The following is an 18,658-nucleotide window of genomic DNA, read 5'->3' on the forward strand; positions in this document are numbered from 1 at the left end:
CGGCATGGGCACTTACCGACGATTGCTGACACTGCCGGACCCCGACGCCACGGCAGATCTTGCCGGGCACATCGGAGCCATTCTGCACCCCGGCGACTGCCTGCTGCTGGAGGGCGGGATCGGCGCGGGCAAGACCCATTTCGCCCGCAGCCTGATCCAGAGCCTGATGGACGAGCCGGAGGACGTGCCCTCGCCCACCTTCACGCTGGTGCAGGAATACGACACCTCCGCCGGGCCGGTCTGGCACGCCGATCTCTACCGCCTGTCCGGCCCCGAAGAGTTGATCGAACTGGGCCTGGACGAGGCGCTGGAGACGGCGATCAGCGTGATCGAATGGCCCGACCGCATGGGCCCCGACCGGCCGGATACCGCCCTGACCCTTGCATTCGATGTTGCGGGCGACACGGCCCGCAGGGTAACCATCACGGGTGACGACGCCCTGTGGCGGCCGCGATTGAAGGAGGCCGGGATTGCCTGACCGTACCCAGCTGGCCGCCGTTTTCCTGGCCGGAACGCCCTTTGCCGATGCCGAACGCGGCCCGCTTGCGGGCGATGCGTCGAACCGGCGCTACGAACGCCTGCTGCGTCCCGATGGCAGCCGCGCCGTGCTGATGGACGCTCCGCCGGAAAAGGGCGAGGACGTCCGCCCCTTTGTCCTGATCGCGCGCCACCTGACCGGTCTGGGCCTCTCGGCCCCCGCGATCATGGCCGAGGATGCCGACAACGGGTTCCTGCTGATCGAGGATCTGGGCGACGATCTCTATTCCCGCCTGCTCGCCAGCATGTCCGGGGACGAACGGCAGGACACCGAATTCAGGCTCTATGCCGCCGCAACCGACATGCTCGCCCGCCTCTCGCTGGCCGATCCGCCCGAGGGCGTGGCCGATTATTCGCCCAAGCTGATGAGCGATCTGGCCGGGCTGGCCTATGTCCATTACCGCAAGGCCGGGCCCGACCCGGACGAGGGCCCGCGCGCGGCCTTCCTGCCCGCGATGCGCCAGCTGCTCGACGCGATCGCGCCGCAGCGCAAGGTGCTGATCATGCGCGACGTGCATGCCGAAAACCTGCTGTGGCTGCCGCAGCGCAAGGGCGTCGCACGCGTCGGCCTGCTGGATTTCCAGGACGCGATGTCGGGGCATCCGGCCTATGACCTCGTCTCTCTGCTGCAGGACGCGCGGCGCGATGTGCCCCGGGCGCTGCACCGGGCGATGATCGCACGGTTCTGCGCGCAGACCGGGGCCAACCTTACGACCTTCTCGGCCGCCTACCACGTGCTGGGCGTGCAGCGGAACCTGCGGATCCTGGGTGTCTTTGCCCGGCTGTCGCTGCTCTATGGCAAGCCGCACTACGTCGACCTGATCCCGCGGGTCTGGGACAACCTCGTCAGCAATCTGTCACACCCGGCGCTGCTGCAGATGCGCCGCCGCCTGCTGGCCGACCTGCCGGAACCGACCCCCGCCCTGTTGCAAGAGCTGAAGGACCGATGCGGCACGCTCCGGTGATGATATTCGCCGCCGGGTTCGGCACCCGGATGGGCGCGCTGACCGCCGACCGGCCCAAGCCGCTGATCCCGGTGGCCGGAAAGGCGTTGATCGACCATGCGCTGGACACCGCCCGGGGCGCCAGCGACGGCCCGATCGTGGTGAACACGCATTACAAGGCCGGGATGATGGCGGCGCATCTCGCCCCGCAGAACGTCACTGTTTCGCCTGAACAGCCCGAGATTCTGGACACCGGCGGCGGCCTGCGCAAGGCCCTGCCGCTGCTCGGCGACGGGCCGGTGATGACGCTCAACAGCGATGCGATCTTCACCGGGCCGAACCCGCTGGCCGCGCTCGCCGCCGCCTGGGACCCCGATATCATGGACGCCATCCTGCTTTGCGTGCCGCCGGAACGCGCCGTTGGCCGGGTCGGGGGCGGCGATTTCGCGATCACCGCCGGGCGGCTGTCGCGCGGGGGGCCGCTGGTCTATTGCGGGGCACAGATCCTGAACCCCGCCCTGCTGGGCGAAATCCCCGAAACCGTCTTTTCGCTGAACCTGCTGTGGGACCGGATGATCGCGCGCGGCCGGCTGCACGGGCTGATCCACACCGGGCAATGGTGCGACGTCGGGCGGCCCGAAGGCATCACCTTGGCCGAAGAGACCCTGGCCGCCGCCGATGTTTGAGCCAAGCGACAGACCCCGCGTGATGGGCCTGCCGCCGGGGGCCGATTTCCCGGCGCTGCTGGTGGCGGGCCTCAGACGCCGCCACGAGGGCCGCCCGCCGCAGGAACTGGCCCGGGTCCGGGTGCTGGTGAACACCCGCCGCATGGCCCGGCGCATGCGCGACCTTTTCGACGCCGGGCCGCCCTGCCTGCTGCCCAGGATCGAAACCATCGCCGACCTGGGCCAGTCGATCCATCTGGCCGATATCGAACCGCCCCGCCCCTACCTGCGGCGACGGCTGGAACTGGCGCAGCTGATTTCGGCCCTGCTGGAGAGCGAACCCGACCTCGCCCCCCGCAGCGCGCTTTTCGATCTGGCCGACAGCCTGGCCGAACTGATGGACGAGATGCAGAGCGAGGGCGTCGACCCCGAGGCCCTGTCCCGGCTGGATGTCAGCGACCAGTCCGGCCACTGGGCGCGGGCGCAACGGTTCCTGGGCATCGCGCAGGCCTATTCCAACGCCGCCGGCGGCCCGCCCGATCCGGCCGCGCGGCTGCGCATGGTGATCGAACGCACCATCGCGATCTGGGCCGACAGCCCGCCCGACACGCCGGTGATCCTGGCCGGGTCCACCGGGTCGCGGGGCCCGACCCTGCTGCTGATGCAGGCGGTGGCGCGGCTGCCACAGGGGGCGGTGCTGCTGCCCGGCTTTGATTTCGACATGCCCGGCGCGGTCTGGAATTCGCTCACCGACGCGATGACGGGCGAGGATCATCCGCAGTTCCGGTTTGCCCGCCTGTTGCAGAAACTGGACCTGCCGCATGACGCCGTGACCCGGTGGGACGACACCGAAGCCCCCGATCCGGGGCGGAACAGGGTCGTTTCGCTGGCCCTGCGCCCGGCCCCGGTCACCGATCAATGGCTGGAGGAAGGCCCCGCGCTCAGGGGGATCGAGGCCGCCATGTCCGGTGTCACCCTGCTGGAGGCGCCATCCTCCCGGGCCGAGGCGCTGGCCATCGCCATGCGCCTGCGCCAGTCGGTCGACGAGGGGCGCGTGGCCGCCCTCATCACGCCCGACCGGATGCTGACCCGGCAGGTGGCTGCCGCGCTCGACCGGTGGGGCATCCTGCCCGACGATTCCGCCGGGCGGCCGCTGCAGCTTTCGCCGCCGGGCCGGTTCCTGCGCCATGTGGCACAGCTGTCACGCGACCGGCTGACGGCCGAGGCGCTGCTGACCCTGCTCAAGCATCCGGTAACCCATTCCGGCGCCGACCGCGGCACGCACCTGTTGCTAACCCGCGAGCTGGAGCTGCGCCTGCGCCGCTATGGCCCCCCGCACCCCGACGCCGCCGCGATCCAGGCTTTTGCCGCATCCCGCGACGAAGGGATCGCGCCCGGCTGGGCCAATTGGATCTGCGCCTGTTTCATCGACCGTCATGCGCCCGGGGCCGAACCCCTGCCCACCCGTGTCGACGCCCACATCGCGCTGGCCGAAAGCATCTGCACCGGGTCGTCCGGCGGCGGCCCGCAGGCGCTCTGGCACCGCGACGCCGGGCGCGCCGCAAGCCAGGCGATGACCGGGCTGCAGCGCGAAGCCGACGCCGGGGGTGAGATCGACGCCGCGGATTACTGCCGCCTTGTCGACCTCGCCCTGGGTCGCGAAGAGGTGCGCGTGGGCGATGGGGTGCATCCGAATGTCCTGATCTGGGGCACGCTGGAGGCGCGGGTGCAGGGGGCCGAGCTGGTGATCCTGGCCGGGCTGAACGAAGGGTCCTGGCCCGAAAGCCTTGCCCCCGATCCCTGGCTGAACCGCAGGATGCGGCACGAGGCGGGCCTGTTGCTGCCGGAACGCAAGATCGGCCTCTCGGCGCATGATTTCCAGCAGGCCATCGGCGTGGGCGAGGTCTGGCTGACCCGGTCGATCCGCACCCAGGACGCGGAAACCGTGCCCTCGCGCTGGATCAGCCGGCTGACGAACCTGCTGGACGGGCTGCCGGGCGAGGGTCAGGCCGCGCTGGCCGGGATGCGCGCGCGCGGCGCCGCCTGGCTGACCCGCACCCGGCAGCTGGAGGCCGCGCCGCGGCTGGACCCCGCCCCGCGCCCCGCGCCCTGCCCGCCGGTGTCGGCCCGCCCGCGTGGCCTGTCGGTGACCGAGATCAAGCGCCTGATCCGCGATCCTTACGCGATCTACGCCCGCCATGTGCTGCGGTTGCACCCGCTCGACCCGCTGATGGCCGTGCCCGACGCCCTGCTGCGCGGCACCGTGTTGCACGGGGTGATGGAGGATTTCGTCAGGCAGCTGCGCCAGGATCGCGACGCGCTGTCGATGGCCGATTTAATGCGGATATGTGAGACGAAGCTGGCCCAACACGTGCCCTGGGCCGAAGCGCGGCTGCTCTGGCAGGCGCGGCTGGCCCGGGTGGCCGAGGGCTATCTGAAAGACGAGGCAGAGCGCCTGCGGATCGCCCTGCCCGCCGGGTTCGAGGTCACCGGCAAGGCCGAGATCCCCGACCTGGGATTCACCCTGACGGCCAAGGCCGACCGGATCGACATCGACGGCGCCGGGAATGCCCGGCTGTACGATTACAAGACCGGGAAACCTCCGACCGCCAAGGAACAGCTGCATTTCGACCGGCAGCTGCTGCTTTCGGCGGCCATCGCGCAGATGCAGGGGTTTGGCGAGATCGCTCCGCGCCATGTCGCGGCCGCGGTCTACATCGGCCTTGGCGGCAGCGCCGGAGAGGTCGCCGCCCCGCTGGACGAGGCCCCGCCCGAGGTCGTCTGGCTGGAATTCCAGACCCTGATGCGGGCCTATCTCAGCGATGCGCAGGGCTATACCGCGCGGCGGGCGATGTTCAGCAAGACCGACGTCGGGGATTACGACCAGCTGGCGCGGTTCGGCGAATGGGATGCCTCCTCGGTCCCCGATCTGAGGATACTGGAATGAAGCGGGACGACGCCAGCGAACGCCAGGTGCAGGCCGCGCAGCCACGCCGGTCGACCTGGCTGTCGGCCAATGCGGGGTCGGGCAAGACGCGGGTGCTGACCGACCGGGTGGCGCGGCTGCTGCTGTCGAACGTGGAACCGCAGCGCATCCTCTGCCTGACCTATACCAAGGCCGCCGCCAGCGAGATGCAGAACCGCCTGTTCCGCCGGTTGGGCGAATGGGCGATGCTGGACGATGCGACCCTGCGCGGCCAGTTAGAGACGATGGGCGCCGAAGGGCCTTTCAACCTGCGCGAGGCGCGGACCCTGTTTGCCCGCGCCATCGAAACGCCCGGCGGGCTGAAGATCCAGACCATCCATTCCTTCTGCGCCTCGGTCCTGCGGCGGTTCCCGCTGGAGGCCGGGGTCAGCCCGCAGTTTACCGAAATGGAGGACCGCGCCGCCACGCTGCTGCGCGCGGATATCGTGGAGAGTCTGGCCGAGGGTCCGCGGCGCGACGTGGTGGCCGCGCTTGCGGCGCAGCTGACGGACGAGAGCTTTGACCAGATCACGGCCGAGATCGCCCGCAGCGCCCCGCATTTCGCCCAGCCCATGCCGCGAGAGGCGCTTTGCGCCCTCTTCGACCTGCCGCCGGAGTTCGGCCCCGACGCGCTGACGCGCCTGGCCTGCCCGGCCGAGGCCCCGGCGCTGCTGGAACGGCTTGTCGCCGCGTTGAGCGCCGGGAGCTCTACCGATCAGAAGGCCGCCGACCGTCTGCGCGGGCTGGACGTCACGACCCCCGCCGCCTTGCCGCTGCTGGAACAGGTGTTTCTGACCGGCGCCAAGACGAAAGAGCCGTTTTCGGCCAAGACAGGGTCTTTTCCCACCAAGGCCACCCGCGCCGGTCTGGCCGATATCGCCGGCGCGCTCGACAGCTGGATGCAGGCCGTGGAACAGGCCCGGCCCCTGCGGCTGGCGCTGTCGGCGGTCGAACGGTCCCGGGCGCTGCACGACTTTGCCGCGATCTTTCTGCCCGCCTATGTCCAGGCCAAGCAGCAACGCGGCTGGCTGGATTTCGACGACCTGATCCTGCGTACCCGCGACCTGCTGGCCGATCCGGCGGTGGCGGCCTGGGTGCTGTATCGGCTGGACGGCGGCATCGACCATATCCTGGTCGACGAGGCACAGGACACCAGCCCCGTGCAGTGGGAGGTGGTCGACCGGCTGGCCCGCGAATTCACCGCCGGCGAGGGCGCGCAGCCCGGGCGCAGCCGCACGATCTTTGTCGTCGGCGACCGCAAGCAGTCGATCTACAGCTTTCAGGGCGCCGATCCTGCCGGGTTCGACCGGATGCGCGACGAGTTCCGCGACCGGCTAGCCGCCCTGTCCGACCCGTTGCAGGTGCTGGAGCTGGCCTATTCCTTCCGCTCGGCCCCGGCGATCCTGTCGCTGGTCGACACGGTGTTCGAGGGGCGCGCCGCCGCCGGGTTCACCTCGGACGAGCCGCACCGCGCCTTTCACACCGTGATGCCGGGACGTGTCGACCTGTGGCCGGTGGTCGCCAAGGTCGAGGTCTCGGACGACCGGCACTGGACCGACCCGGTGGATCAGCTGGGGCAGAACGATCACAACGTGGTTCTCGCCGGGCGCATCGCGGGCGAGATCGCCCGCATGGTCCGGACCGGCACGCCGATTCCGGCCGGAATCGACCCGGATGGCAACCAGCGGATGCGGCCCGTGCGGCCCGGGGATTTCCTGATCCTCGTCCAGCGCCGGTCGGATCTGTTCCAGGAGGTGATCCGCGCCTGCAAGGAGATCGGCCTGCCCATCGCCGGGGCCGACCGGCTGAAGGTGGGGGCCGAGCTGGCCGTGCGCGACATCGCGGCGCTGCTGTCGTTCCTCGCCACACCCGAGGACGACCTGTCGCTGGCCGTCGCGCTGAAATCCCCGCTCTTCGGCTGGGACGAGCAGATGCTCTATGACCTGGCGCACAAGCGGACCCGGACCCTTCTCTGGCCCGCCTTGCGCGAGCGCGCGGCCGATTTCCCGCGTGAGATGGAGGTGCTTGAGGATCTGCGCGACAACACCGATTTCCTGCGCCCCTACGACCTGATCGAGCGCATCCTGACCCGCCACGACGGCCGCCGCCGCCTGCTGGGACGGCTGGGAGAAGAGGCCGAAGACGGGATTGACGCCCTGCTGGATCAGGCGCTGGCCTATGAGCGCAACGCGGTGCCCAGCCTCACCGGCTTCCTCGTCTGGCTGGAAACCGACGAGCTGGAGATCAAGCGCCAGATGGACGCGGCCGAGGACCGGATCCGCGTGATGACGGTGCATGGCGCCAAGGGGCTGGAGGCGCCGGTGGTGATCCTGCCCGACACCGGCCAGCGGCGTTTGCAGAACCGCGACCGCCTGCTGCCACTGGGGGCCACCAAGGTCTGGGCCGGGCGCGGCGATGACATGCCCCCGCCCCTGCGCGCCGCCCGCGATGCCCTGTCCGACGCGCGGGCCGAGGAACGCGACCGCCTGCTTTATGTCGCGCTGACCCGGGCCGAGACCTGGCTGATCGTGGCCGCCGCCGGAGAGCTGGGCAGCGATGGCGAGGCCTGGCACGACCGCGTCGGCCACGCGATGGCCACGCTGGGCGCGACCGGGGCCGATTTCCCCACGGGCCAGGGCCTGCGGCTGGAGGGCGGCGACTGGTCCGTCGCGCCCTCGGCAGCCGTGGCGCGGCACGACAGCGCCCCGCCGCCGCTGGACCCTGTGTTCCTGCGGCGGGCGGACAGCGCGCCGTCCCGGGGCACCACGATCAGCCCGTCGGATCTGGGCGGGGCCAAGGCGCTGCCCGGCGAACAGGGGCTGGACGAGGACCAGGCCAAGCGGCGGGGCCGACAGGTGCACCGGCTGCTGGAATTCCTGCCAGGCACCGACCGGACCGACTGGCCCGACACCGCCGCCCGCCTGCTGTCGCAGGGCGAGGACCGGGCCGAAGGGCTGGAACTGGGCCTGCTGCTGGACGAAGCCCGGCGCGTGCTGACCGCCCCGCAGCTTGCCCCGCTCTTTTCCGGCGAGGCGCTGGCCGAGGTCGCGCTGAGCGCGCCGCTGCCGCAGCTCGACGGGCAGCGCGTGCATGGCATCGTCGACCGGCTGATCCTGGACGGCGACCGCGTGCTGGCGGTGGATTTCAAGACCAATGCCATCGTCCCCGACCGCCCCGAGGACTGCCCCGAGGGCCTGCTGCGCCAGATGGGCGCCTATGTTCACGCCCTCGCCGCGATCTACCCGGACAAGCACATTGAAACGGCGATCCTGTGGACCCGGACGGCAACGCTCATGCCCATGCCCCACGATCTTGTGACGGCCGCCCTTGCGACCACTACGCTCGCTTGACGCTCCGGGGGTGCGCGCCTACCTTGGGGTCCGATAGTCATTCAGCCAAGGAGCAAGACCGATGGCGACCGTAGCTGTGACGGACGATACGTTCGACGCCGAAGTGAAGAATTCCGATGTCCCCGTCGTGGTGGACTTCTGGGCCGAATGGTGCGGCCCCTGCAAGCAGATCGGCCCCGCTCTGGAAGAGCTGAGCGAGGAATATGGCGACAAGATCAAGATCGCCAAGGTCGACGTGGATTCGAACCCGAACGCCCCGATGTCGCTGGGCGTGCGCGGGATCCCCGCGCTGTTCATCTTCAAGAACGGCGAAGTCGTGTCGAACCGCGCCGGCGCCGCGCCCAAGGCGGCGCTGCAGAACTGGATCAACGAATCGATCTGATCCCTGCGGATCGGAACGGTCAAGGCGGGCGCCTCAGGGCGCCCGTTTTCGTTTGCGCGTCAGACCGGCCAACCGGCGCGTCGCAGGGCGGCGGCGATCCTCTCGGACGCCTCGGGGCGGCCGGCGTTGATCGACATCTGCTGCCAGAACCAGTGCAGATATCCGGCATAGTCCGGCTGCATGCGCTGAACGGCGGCAAAGGCCCCGGCCTGCCCCAGGCTCGCGACATTGGCCGCGATGTGGTGAAAGTCGATCCGCGCAAACAGCACGCAGGGCTTGCCGAAGAAGAAACCGTTGAACGCGGCCGAGGAATTCTGGGTGACCACGTAGTCGCAGCGCGCGAGATGCGCGACCATTTCGCCTGAATCGACACTGAACCGGCTAAACTCGCGCTGGAGCGCGTCAAGCGCGGCCAGGTCCGCCGCGTCGTATGTCTCGTTCGGATGCAGGGTTGCGACGACCCGCCGGGCGGGATCGTGGCGCAGGACGGCGCGGATCATCTCGACCGGGGCGCAGGTCTGGAAGGAGCGGTGCTGCCGGATCAGCCCCTGCAACGGCACATAGACATGCCCGTCGCGCGTCACCTCGGGCGCGCCGAACAGCCGCTTGCGCCAGAACCCGACAAAGCGGTCGGCCTCTTTCCGGTTCGCCGCGCCGGGGAAATCGGTGCGGGCAACGTGCCAGGTCCAGCGTTCGGCGCTCTGCTCGATCGCCCAGAACGGATAGTGGTACACGCGCCGGATCGTCACCGCACGATCATGTGTCGGCGGATCCATGTGAAACAGGTCGTAACCCCCGTTTCGCCCGGCCTTGCGCCGCGTGTTGGGGTCATTCGGGACCAACTGGACCGACAGCCCGGCATCCTCAACCACGCCTTTGATAAGGTTCAGGAAATTGTGCTTTCCGGCCGCCGCGCTGCGCAGCAGGTCGGGGTCGAGATGGAACCTGACAATGCGATCCTGGGACATGCCCGGACGCTAGGCTGCCACGCGGGGTCAGACAAGGCCCGCCCTTGTCGCCCTGCCCCCGGCGACGCATATAGGCCCCCAGACACGCAGGAGGACCAGATGGCCGACAACGACTTTCCCGGCTGGCACGGCACCACGATCATCGGCGTCAAGAAGGGCGGACAGGTGGTGATCGCCGGTGACGGCCAGGTCTCGATGGGCAACACGGTGATGAAGGGCACGGCACGCAAGGTGCGCAGGCTCTCTCCCGGCGGGTTCGATGTGGTCGCCGGTTTCGCCGGATCGACCGCCGATGCCTTTGCCTTGCTGGAACGGCTGGAGGCCAAGCTGGAGGCGACGCCCGGCCAGCTGGCCCGCGCGAGCGTCGAGCTGGCCAAGGACTGGCGCACCGACAAATACCTGCAAAAGCTGGAGGCGATGCTGATCGTCAGCGACGGCAAGGATATCTTTGTCATCACCGGCGCGGGCGACGTGCTGGAACCTGAACATGACGTGACCGCCATCGGATCGGGCGGGAACTATGCCCTTGCCGCCGCCCGCGCGCTGATGGACAGCGAATATTCGGCCGAAGAGGTCGCGCGCCGGGCGATGGCGATTGCCGCGGATATCTGCGTGTTCACCAATGGCAATCTGACGGTCGAGACCATCCGTGGCTGAGATGTCCGTTTCGACCCCAACCCTGGCGTTCCGGCGCATGACGGTGGCGGACCTGCCGCTGCTGCACGGCTGGATGCAGCGCCCGCACTGGCGCGAGTGGTGGGGCGATCCGGACGAGGAGCTGGCCCATGTCCGCGACATGGTCGAGGGGCGCGACAGCACCGAGCCCTACCTGATCGACATGGACGGCACGCCGGAGGGTTACATCCAGATGTGGCACATCGCCGACAACCGGGTGGAACCCTGGCTGACCCAGGCGCCCTGGCTGCTGGATCTGCCGGACGATGCCGTTGGTATCGACCTCTCGCTGGCCGATCCGTCCCGCCTGTCGCGCGGCACGGGCACCGCCGTGCTGACCCGTTTCGTGGCCGATCTGCGCAAGCGCGGGTTCGGCTGCATCATCATCGACCCGGACCCGGCCAATCTGCGCGCCGTCCGGGCCTATACCAAGGCGGGGTTTCGCCCCGTCCCCGCTCTCGAAGGCCGCACCGGCGATAGCCTGGTCATGCGGCATATGGAGGAACCGACCCAATGACCGACCTGACCCCGCGCGAGATCGTCAGCGAGCTCGACCGCTTCATCATCGGGCAGAAGGACGCCAAGCGCGCCGTCGCCGTGGCCCTGCGCAACCGCTGGCGGCGCAAGCACCTGCCCGACGACCTGCGGGACGAGGTGTATCCCAAGAACATCCTGATGATCGGCCCGACCGGCGTCGGCAAGACCGAGATCAGCCGCCGTCTGGCGAAGCTCGCCCGTGCGCCCTTCATCAAGGTCGAGGCGACGAAATTCACCGAAGTCGGCTATGTCGGCCGGGACGTCGAACAGATCATCCGCGACCTGATGGATGCCGCCATCGCCCAGACCCGGGAATACATGCGCGAGGATGTGCGCGCCGCCGCGCATCAGGCCGCCGAGGACCGGGTGATCGAAGCCATCGCCGGCAAGGACGCCCGCGAAGGCACGCGCGAGATGTTCCGCAAGAAGCTGCGGGCCGGAGAGCTGGACGATACCGAGATCGAGCTGGAGGTCGCCGACACCGCGAACCCGATGCCGATGTTCGACATTCCAGGCCAGCCCGGCGGGCAGATGGGCATGATGAACCTGGGCGACCTGTTCGGAAAGGCATTTGGCGGGCGCAAGGTCTCCAAGCGGCTGAAGGTGCGCGAAAGCCATGACCTGCTGGTGAGCGAAGAGGCCGACAAGCTGCTGGATGACGAGCAGGTCAAGGCCGCCGCCCTGCAGGGGGTGGAACAGAACGGCATCGTCTTCCTCGACGAGATCGACAAGGTCTGTGCCCGTCAGGACGTGCGCGGCGGCGATGTCAGCCGCGAGGGCGTGCAGCGCGACCTGCTGCCGCTGATCGAGGGCACCACCGTCAGCACCAAATACGGGCCGGTGAAGACCGACCATATCCTGTTCATCGCCTCGGGGGCCTTTCACATCGCAAAGCCGTCGGACCTGCTGCCCGAGCTTCAGGGCCGCCTGCCGATCCGGGTGGAACTGCGGGCCCTGACCGAAGCGGATTTCGTGCGCATCCTGACCGAGACCGACAATGCCCTGACCCGGCAGTACACGGCCCTGATGAGGACCGAGGAGGTCGAGGTCACCTTTACCGAAGACGGCATCGCCGCGATGGCCCGTATCGCCGCCGAGGTGAACACCAGCGTCGAGAATATCGGCGCAAGGCGGCTATACACCGTGATCGAGCGGGTGTTTGAGGAGCTGTCGTTCAACGCGCCCGACAAGTCCGGCGACAAGGTCACGGTGGATGCGGATTTCGTGCAGAAGAACGTCGGCAAGCTGGCGGAAAGCGCGGATATCAGCCGCTACGTGCTGTAATCCCCCTCAGTCGCGGTTGCGGCGGAGGTAGACATAGTACGCCCCGCCGCCGCCGTGTTTCAGATGCGCGGGGGTGACCTGCAGCACCATCTGCGACAGGGGTGGGATCGACAGCCAGTGCGGCACGTTGTGGCGCAGCACACCGCGCGGCACGGGGATCGGGCCCTCGCTGTCGCGGTCCTTGCCCTTGCCGGTGATCACCAGAACAAGCCGCCGCCCGTCGGCAAAGGCGCGCAGGATGAACCCGGTCAGCGCCGGATGGGCGCGATCCATCGTCATGCCATGCAGGTCGATCCGCGCCTCGGGCACCAGCTTGCCGCGCTTCATCCGTGTATGCGCCTTGCGGTCCATCCGCATCGGCGCCCGGCCCAGATGATCGTGGATCGGGTCCAGCAGGTCATGGGCGGGGCCGGTGTCGCGCGCTTTCTGGCCCAGCCGGAATTCCAGCAGCGGCTCAGGGGCAGGGGTCGCCGGTTTGGCGGCCCGTTTCTTGGGCTGCTCGGGCGTGGGTCTGCGCTGTTCGGGGTGCATCCGCTCGGTCGACTCGGCGACCCTGCGCCACAGCTCCATATCCTCGGGGCGGAGGCGGCGGCTCACTGGGTGTCCTCCGGCAGCATGGCATAGGCGCGTTGGATCGGCATCAGCACCACCATGCGCCCGGGATCCTTCAGCCGCCCCGCCGCGCGCCCGGCCTTGTCGCCGGTGCCAAAGAAGATATCGGCCCGCTGCGCGCCCTTGATCGCCGACCCGGTGTCCTGCGCGACCATCAGCCGCCGCAACGGGCGCGCGCCGTCCTTTTCGATCCAGACCGGCGCGCCAAGCGGGGTGTAACGCGGGTCGACGGCGATAGAGCGCATCGCCGTGACCGAACGGTTCATCGCGCCAAGCGGGCCGCGATCGGGCGGCACCTCGTTCACCTCGCGAAAGAAGACGTATGAGGGGTTGTGGCGCAGCAGTTCCTCTCCTGCCGTCGGGTTGGAGCGGACCCAGTTCTTGATCACCTGGGCCGACACCTGGTGCGGGTTGAACAGCCCGCGCCGGACCAGTTCCTGCCCGATGGAGCGATAGGGATGCCCGTTGGCCCCGCCATAGCCCACGCGCAGGTAACGCCCGTCAGGCAGGTGAATGCGGCCGGAGCCCTGGATTTGCAGAAAGAACAGCTCTACCGGGTCGTCGACCCAGGCGATTTCCAGTCCGCGCCCGGCCAGGTGGTCGCCCTGTTCGATCTGGCGGCGCGACAGCCAGGGCAGGGCCTGTTTCGCCTCGGGCGGCATGCGGTAGACCGGATAGCGGAACCGGGGCGAGGGGGCGAGGGCGCCGTCAAGCTCGGGTTCGAAATACCCGGTGAAGAGGCCGCTGCCGCCGTCCTGCACCATGATCGGCAGAAAGAAGAGTTCAAAGAAGGTGCGCGCGTTGCTCTGCTGCCCCGCGGCGGCGCAGAGCGCGCGCCAGTCGGGTTCGTCCATATCCCCGCAAGTGGAGAGAAAGACCTTGAGCGCCGCGTCGTGATCGTCGTCGGCCCAGCCTTCCAGCTGGTCGAAATCGAGGATCGCATAGCTTGCGTCCTGCCCCGAGGCAGAGCCGGCGGCGCCGGTCAAGGCGAGACCTGCCAGCAAAGCGGCAAGTCGCAGCCCCGTCATTCGCCAGTTGCGACCAGCTGCCAGTTCGGATTGTCCGTGCCCATCTGCCGGGCGAAGGTCCAGATATCGCGCTGCGTCTTGATCTCTCCGGGCTTGCCCTCGACAACCTCGCCATTGCTGTCGCGCACGACCGAGGTGAGCTGGCCGACAAAGCGAACGGTCAGTTCGGCCGTCTGGCTGTCAGCGTCGTATTCGGCGTCCGACATGGTCAATTCCCGCAGGCCGACAAATTCCGACTCGATATGCAGGCCCTGCTGTTCGCGGGCGGCGACGACCTCGGCAAAGCTGGCGTAGACGTCATCGGACAGGAACGGCCGGATGCTGTCCATCTCGCCCCGTTCGAACCCCATCAGGATCATCTCATAGGCGCCCCGGGCACCGCCGAGGAATTCGCCGACATCAAAACCGGGTTCGGCCTGTTTCATGCGGGCCAGCGCCTCGGCCGCGGGGGACCCTTCGGGGACGTGATCGGTGATATCGCGGTCGGGACCGCCGTCGATCACCTCGAAATTGCGCGAGCGGACGGGCGTGTCCTCGGTCTTGGCGACGGGGGGTTTCTCGAACCCTTCGCGGGTGCCCAGGACACTGCGCAAACGCAGGATCAGGAAGACCGCGATGCCGGCAAGCACGAGAAGCTGAAGGATGGGCGAGTTCATGAAGGTCCTCGTCTGGGGCATGGCAAGTGTTGCGTTACGTTCCTATGTAGGTGCTGGGCGGTGGCAAGTCTACCGCGCCAGACCTTCGAGGAGTGGGAAGACATGTGGCTTTTGTTGGCTTTCATTGCCGTACCGATGATCGAGATCGCGCTTTTCATCCAGGTGGGCGGTCTGATCGGCCTGGGATGGACCCTCGCCATCGTCCTGTTGACCGCAATTGCGGGCACCTGGCTGGTGCGTCAGCAGGGCGCACTGGCGCTGAACCGGATCCGGCAATCGTTCAACCAGCTCAGCGATCCGTCCGAACCGCTGGCCGATGGCGCCATGATCCTGCTGGCCGGCGCCTTGCTGCTGACACCCGGCTTTTTCACCGACACCCTGGGCCTGCTGCTGCTGACCCCGCCGGTGCGCCGCGCTGTATTCAACTGGATGCGCAAACATGTGAAGGTGCAATCCTTCGACAGTTCTGGCCCGGCGCGCCCGCGTCCCGACGTGATCGACGGCGAATATACCGAAGTCGATCCCCCGAAACGGCCCACGCATGAGCCCTCGCAGTGGACCCGGCACTGACTCCAGCCAATCGTTGAGGCCTGTAGCACGAGGTGCTAAGCAAGTGCCGATATAAAAACCGGCATACCGCCAGGAGCACACTGATGACCGATACGCCCGACGCGGGGACCCCGCCGCAGCAACAGCTGAACGTCAAGTTCAACACCATCACCCAGTACATCCGCGACATGTCGTTCGAAAACGTCCTGTCGCGCAAGCCGCAGGGCAGTGCGGTGCAGCCCGACGTACAGGTGCAGGTCGGCCTGGATGCGAAAAAGCGCGAGGCCGAGCATCAGTACGAGGTCAAGATCAACCTCAACATCACCTCCAAGGCCAAGGACGGCACCGACATCCTGTTCATCATGGAGCTGGAATATGTCGGCGTCTTCCATGTCGAGGGCGTGCCCGAGGCGCAGCTGCATGCCTTCCTGCTGATCGAATGCCCGCGCCAGCTGTTCCCCTACCTGCGCCGCATCGTCGGTGACGTGACCCGCGACGGCGGCTTCCCGCCGCTGAACCTGGAAAACATCGACTTCCTGCAGCTCTATCGTCAGGAAATCACCCGCCGGACGCAGCAGGCCTCGACCGAGACCGCTCAGGCCTGACCGAACCGCTTCCACAGAGCGCCGTCGCCCATCTTGGCCACAAAGGCCTCATGTGCGGCGGTTTCCTCTGCCGTGACACGCGGGGGCAGGGGCGTCGGGCGTGGCTTGGGCCGCCAGTTTTCCCCAGCCCCACCAGCCGACCCGCCGGAGCCCGAACCCTGGGACAGGGCGAAATCGGGCTGACGTCCGCCGATCAGTTCCAGATAGACTTCGGCCAGGATTTCGCTGTCCAGCAGCGCGCCGTGCAGCGTGCGCGACGAGTTGTCGATGCCGAACCGCCGGCAGAGCGCATCCAGCGAGGCGGGCGAGCCGGGGAATTTCTTGCGCGCGATCATCAGCGTGTCGACCGCCTGGGTGTCGGGCAGGCGGGGCAGATTCAGCCAGCCCAGTTCCGCATTCAGGAATTTCATGTCGAAGCTGGCGTTGTGGATCACAAGCTTGGCATCGCCGACGAATTCCAGAAAATCCTTGGCGATATCGGCAAAGAGCGGCTTGTCGGCCAGGAATTCGTCGCCCAGCCCGTGCACCTCGAACGCCTCTTGCGGCATGGAACGCTGCGGGTTGATGTAGACGTGATAGGTGTTGCCGGTCGGCACGTGGTTCCACAGTTCGACGCCACCGATCTCGACGATGCGGTCGCCCTGTTCAGGCTCAAATCCCGTGGTTTCGGTGTCGAGGACGATTTCACGCATCCGCCATTTCCCTCCTGATCGCCGCGACGATGGCGCGGACCTGATCGCGCGCTTCCTCCAGCGTTTCGGTGATCACCACGTGATCCGCCAGCCTGCGCTTGTCGGCATCGGGCATCTGCTTGGCGCGGATCGCTTCGAACTGCGCCTCGGTCATGGTGCCCCGGGCCAGCACCCTTTCGCGCTGCACCTCGGGCGGGACGGAAACGACAACGGTGGTGTCCATCATCGCGGCGCCCCGGCCTTCGAACAGCAGCGGGATGTCGAGCACGACAATATCCGCATCCGTCGCGGCGATGAAGGCCTGCCGGTCCTCGCCCACCAGCGGATGCACGATCTGTTCGATCCGCCCAAGCGCCGTGGGATCGGCCCCGATGATCTCTTTCAGCCGTGTGCGCGAAACCGCGCCGTCGACAATCGCATCGGGAAAGGCCGCGCCCATCGGCTCCACCGCCGCGCCGCCCGGGGCGTAGAGGCGATGTACCGCAGCATCGGCATCCCAGACGGCGCAGCCCTCGTCGGCAAACATCCTGGCCGTGGTGCTTTTGCCCATGCCGATGGAGCCGGTCAGCCCGATAAGATAGCTCATGCCAATGCCGCCCTGCGCGCGTCTTCGTCCACCTCGGGGCGGATGCCGAACCAGCGTTCGAACCCCGGCACCGCCTGGTGCAGCAACATGCCCAGGCCGTCGACCGTGGTGCAACCCGCCTGTTCCGCCACGCTCAGCAGCCGGGTACGCAGGGGCGCATAGACCAGATCGGTCACAACCTGGCCGCGGTGCAACCCGTCCAGCGGCACCCGCAGCTCCGGCTTGCCGGTCATGCCCAGCGAGGTCGTGTTCACCACCAGCCCCGCATCCTCGATCCGGTTGCCGGCCTGCACCCATTCGACCACCCGCAGGCGGTTGCCGAAATCTTCGTGCAGCTTGTCGGCGCGGTTGCGGGTGCGGTTGGTGATGATGATCTCGGGGACGCCGGCATCCAGCAGCGAAACGACCACCGCGCGCGCCGCGCCGCCCGCGCCCAGCACGATGGCCGGTGCCGACGAAGGATCCCAGTCCGGCGCGCCCTGGCGGAGGTTTTCGATAAACCCGTACCCGTCCGTATTGTCGGCATGGATACGCCCGTCGCTGCGAAAGATCAGGGTGTTGGCGGCACCGATCAGGATCGCGCGGTCCGACACCAGGTCGGCCAGTTCCATCACCGCTTCCTTGTGCGGGATCGTCACATTGGCTCCGACAAACCCCATGCGGGGCAGGGTGCGGATCACCTCGCGCAGATCGCCCGGGGCGACATCCATGGGAATGTAGTGGCCGGGCAGCCCGAATTTGCGCAGCCAGTGACCGTGCAGCAGGGGCGACCGGGAATGCGCAACCGGATGGCCGATCACGCAGGCCAGGGGGATGCGGGTGTCGGTCATTGTTCGATCAGTCCTCGCAGGGCAAGAAACGACAGCAGTTCCGTCAGCGGCAGGCCGAGAATAGCAAAGTAATCGCCGGTGATGGATGAAAACAAGCGCACCCCTTCGGATTCGATCTGGTAGGCCCCGACCGAAGTGGCGACCGCGGGCCAGTTCCGCTCCAGATAGGAATCGAGGTAGGCGTCGCTGAACCGGTGCATCCGCATCCGCACCTCGGTGATATGGCGCCAGACCGGCCGCCCGTCTTCGCAGATCACGGCGGCGGAGTAGAGCGAGTGCTGCTGGCCGCGCAGATCCTTCAGCTGGGCGGCGGCTTCCTCGCGGCTTTCCGGCTTGGCAAAGACCGTCTTGCCCAGGGCCAGGATCTGGTCGCAGCCGATGACCATGCTGCCGGGCGCCTTGGCGCTGACCCGCTGCGCCTTCATCTCGGCCAGGGCATCGGACATGTCGCGGGGGGGTGTTCCCTCGGCGTCGAGCGACTGGCGCAGGGCCTCTTCGTCGACGCGGGCGGGTTGCACCCGGAAGGGCACCGCCGCGTTACGCAACATCTGTGCCCGGATCGCCGAGCCGGACGCAAGAATGAGATCCTGACCCATGTGGATAACCTCGTGGATGGAGGGGCCTGACACTAGGGGGATGGTTCTGGGCAAAACCCGCTGAAATGGCAAGGCTGTGGTTAACAGCCGCTCTGCGCACAGCTCGTCATGGAACTGTCACATGTGGGTTGGGACAACTGCACCGTCCCCCGTGCCTTAACCATCCAGCGGACAGTCCCGGATTCCATCCACTGTCT

The 18,658-nt window shown here is 67.9% G+C and carries 19 protein-coding genes; 11 read left to right on the top strand and 8 right to left on the bottom strand.

Annotated elements, in window-relative coordinates; genetic code table 11:
- Nucleotides 1-4 precede the first annotated feature (4 nt).
- The 6 genes from tsaE (at nt 5) to trxA (ending at nt 8,843) form a co-directional block, all read left to right on the top strand.
- The gene (gene tsaE / locus GLS40_RS02625) at nt 5-478 is read left to right on the top strand and encodes a tRNA (adenosine(37)-N6)-threonylcarbamoyltransferase complex ATPase subunit type 1 TsaE (protein ID WP_160381038.1); all 474 of its coding nucleotides are present in this window, start codon (nt 5-7) and stop codon (nt 476-478) included.
- A complete protein-coding gene (locus tag GLS40_RS02630; RefSeq protein ID WP_160381039.1) occupies nt 471-1,502 on the top strand; it encodes an aminoglycoside phosphotransferase family protein in 1,032 nt (343 codons plus the stop codon). The genes tsaE and GLS40_RS02630 overlap by 8 nt, the downstream gene beginning before the upstream one ends.
- Nucleotides 1,484-2,167 (top strand): nucleotidyltransferase family protein, encoded by a 684-nt coding sequence (locus tag GLS40_RS02635; protein ID WP_160381040.1) that lies wholly within the window; start codon nt 1,484-1,486, stop codon nt 2,165-2,167. The genes GLS40_RS02630 and GLS40_RS02635 overlap by 19 nt, the downstream gene beginning before the upstream one ends.
- A complete protein-coding gene (gene addB, locus GLS40_RS02640) occupies nt 2,160-5,093 on the top strand; it encodes a double-strand break repair protein AddB (RefSeq protein ID WP_160381041.1) in 2,934 nt (977 codons plus the stop codon). The genes GLS40_RS02635 and addB overlap by 8 nt, the downstream gene beginning before the upstream one ends.
- Nucleotides 5,090-8,461, top strand: coding sequence for a double-strand break repair helicase AddA (gene addA / locus GLS40_RS02645; RefSeq protein ID WP_160381042.1), 3,372 nt, complete (start codon nt 5,090-5,092; stop codon nt 8,459-8,461). The genes addB and addA overlap by 4 nt, the downstream gene beginning before the upstream one ends.
- Nucleotides 8,462-8,522: 61 nt before the next feature.
- A complete protein-coding gene (gene trxA / locus GLS40_RS02650; RefSeq protein ID WP_160381043.1) occupies nt 8,523-8,843 on the top strand; it encodes a thioredoxin in 321 nt (106 codons plus the stop codon).
- A gap of 59 nt (nt 8,844-8,902) precedes the next feature.
- On the opposite strand, the gene GLS40_RS02655 is transcribed toward trxA, so the two are convergent.
- A complete protein-coding gene (locus GLS40_RS02655; RefSeq protein WP_160381044.1) occupies nt 8,903-9,811 on the bottom strand; it encodes a hypothetical protein in 909 nt (302 codons plus the stop codon).
- A 99-nt stretch (nt 9,812-9,910) separates the two neighbouring features.
- Between GLS40_RS02655 and hslV the strand changes: the two genes are divergently transcribed.
- From hslV to hslU, 3 genes are read left to right on the top strand one after another with little or no spacing between them, the layout of a single operon-like run.
- Complete coding sequence (hslV, locus tag GLS40_RS02660) at nt 9,911-10,468, top strand: ATP-dependent protease subunit HslV (RefSeq protein WP_160381045.1); 558 nt, start codon at nt 9,911-9,913, stop codon at nt 10,466-10,468.
- A gap of 1 nt (nt 10,469) precedes the next feature.
- Nucleotides 10,470-11,003, top strand: coding sequence for a GNAT family N-acetyltransferase (locus GLS40_RS02665; protein ID WP_160381156.1), 534 nt, complete (start codon nt 10,470-10,472; stop codon nt 11,001-11,003).
- On the top strand, nt 11,000-12,307 hold the full coding sequence (hslU, locus tag GLS40_RS02670; protein ID WP_160381046.1) for an ATP-dependent protease ATPase subunit HslU: 1,308 nt from the start codon (nt 11,000-11,002) through the stop codon (nt 12,305-12,307). The genes GLS40_RS02665 and hslU overlap by 4 nt, the downstream gene beginning before the upstream one ends.
- Before the next feature lie 6 nt (nt 12,308-12,313).
- Here hslU and GLS40_RS02675 read toward each other — a convergent pair whose 3' ends face one another.
- From GLS40_RS02675 to GLS40_RS02685, 3 genes are read right to left on the bottom strand one after another with little or no spacing between them, the layout of a single operon-like run.
- On the bottom strand, nt 12,314-12,877 hold the full coding sequence (locus GLS40_RS02675) for a Smr/MutS family protein (protein WP_160381157.1): 564 nt from the start codon (nt 12,875-12,877) through the stop codon (nt 12,314-12,316).
- Between the two features lie 23 nt (nt 12,878-12,900).
- Nucleotides 12,901-13,947: a murein transglycosylase A gene (gene mltA, locus GLS40_RS02680; RefSeq protein WP_160381047.1), complete on the bottom strand. Its 1,047-nt coding sequence runs from the start codon at nt 13,945-13,947 to the stop codon at nt 12,901-12,903.
- A complete protein-coding gene (locus GLS40_RS02685; RefSeq protein WP_160381048.1) occupies nt 13,944-14,603 on the bottom strand; it encodes a Tim44/TimA family putative adaptor protein in 660 nt (219 codons plus the stop codon). The genes mltA and GLS40_RS02685 overlap by 4 nt, the downstream gene beginning before the upstream one ends.
- Nucleotides 14,604-14,705: 102 nt before the next feature.
- Here GLS40_RS02685 and GLS40_RS02690 point away from each other — a divergent pair, with 102 nt between their 5' ends.
- On the top strand, nt 14,706-15,173 hold the full coding sequence (locus GLS40_RS02690) for an FxsA family protein (RefSeq protein WP_160381049.1): 468 nt from the start codon (nt 14,706-14,708) through the stop codon (nt 15,171-15,173).
- Nucleotides 15,174-15,256: 83 nt separating this feature from the next.
- Nucleotides 15,257-15,757 carry a protein-export chaperone SecB gene (gene secB / locus GLS40_RS02695; protein WP_160381050.1) on the top strand — a complete coding sequence of 167 codons (501 nt, stop codon included), beginning with the start codon at nt 15,257-15,259 and terminating at the stop codon, nt 15,755-15,757.
- Here secB and dnaQ read toward each other — a convergent pair.
- Genes dnaQ through GLS40_RS02715 form a run of 4 tightly spaced genes read right to left on the bottom strand, consistent with a single transcriptional unit; the run spans nt 15,748 to nt 18,461 of the window.
- The gene (gene dnaQ / locus GLS40_RS02700; RefSeq protein ID WP_160381051.1) at nt 15,748-16,449 is read right to left on the bottom strand and encodes a DNA polymerase III subunit epsilon; all 702 of its coding nucleotides are present in this window, start codon (nt 16,447-16,449) and stop codon (nt 15,748-15,750) included. The two genes, secB and dnaQ, sit on opposite strands and share 10 nt — an antisense overlap.
- Nucleotides 16,442-17,035: a dephospho-CoA kinase gene (gene coaE, locus GLS40_RS02705; protein ID WP_160381052.1), complete on the bottom strand. Its 594-nt coding sequence runs from the start codon at nt 17,033-17,035 to the stop codon at nt 16,442-16,444. The genes dnaQ and coaE overlap by 8 nt, the downstream gene beginning before the upstream one ends.
- Nucleotides 17,032-17,865, bottom strand: a complete 834-nt coding sequence (locus tag GLS40_RS02710; RefSeq protein ID WP_160381053.1) for a shikimate dehydrogenase — start codon at nt 17,863-17,865, stop codon at nt 17,032-17,034. The genes coaE and GLS40_RS02710 overlap by 4 nt, the downstream gene beginning before the upstream one ends.
- A complete protein-coding gene (locus tag GLS40_RS02715; RefSeq protein WP_160381054.1) occupies nt 17,862-18,461 on the bottom strand; it encodes a Maf family protein in 600 nt (199 codons plus the stop codon). The genes GLS40_RS02710 and GLS40_RS02715 overlap by 4 nt, the downstream gene beginning before the upstream one ends.
- Between the last annotated feature and the right edge of the window lie 197 nt (nt 18,462-18,658).

Source organism: Pseudooceanicola pacificus, assembly GCF_009789075.1.
Lineage (GTDB): Bacteria > Pseudomonadota > Alphaproteobacteria > Rhodobacterales > Rhodobacteraceae > Pseudooceanicola > Pseudooceanicola pacificus.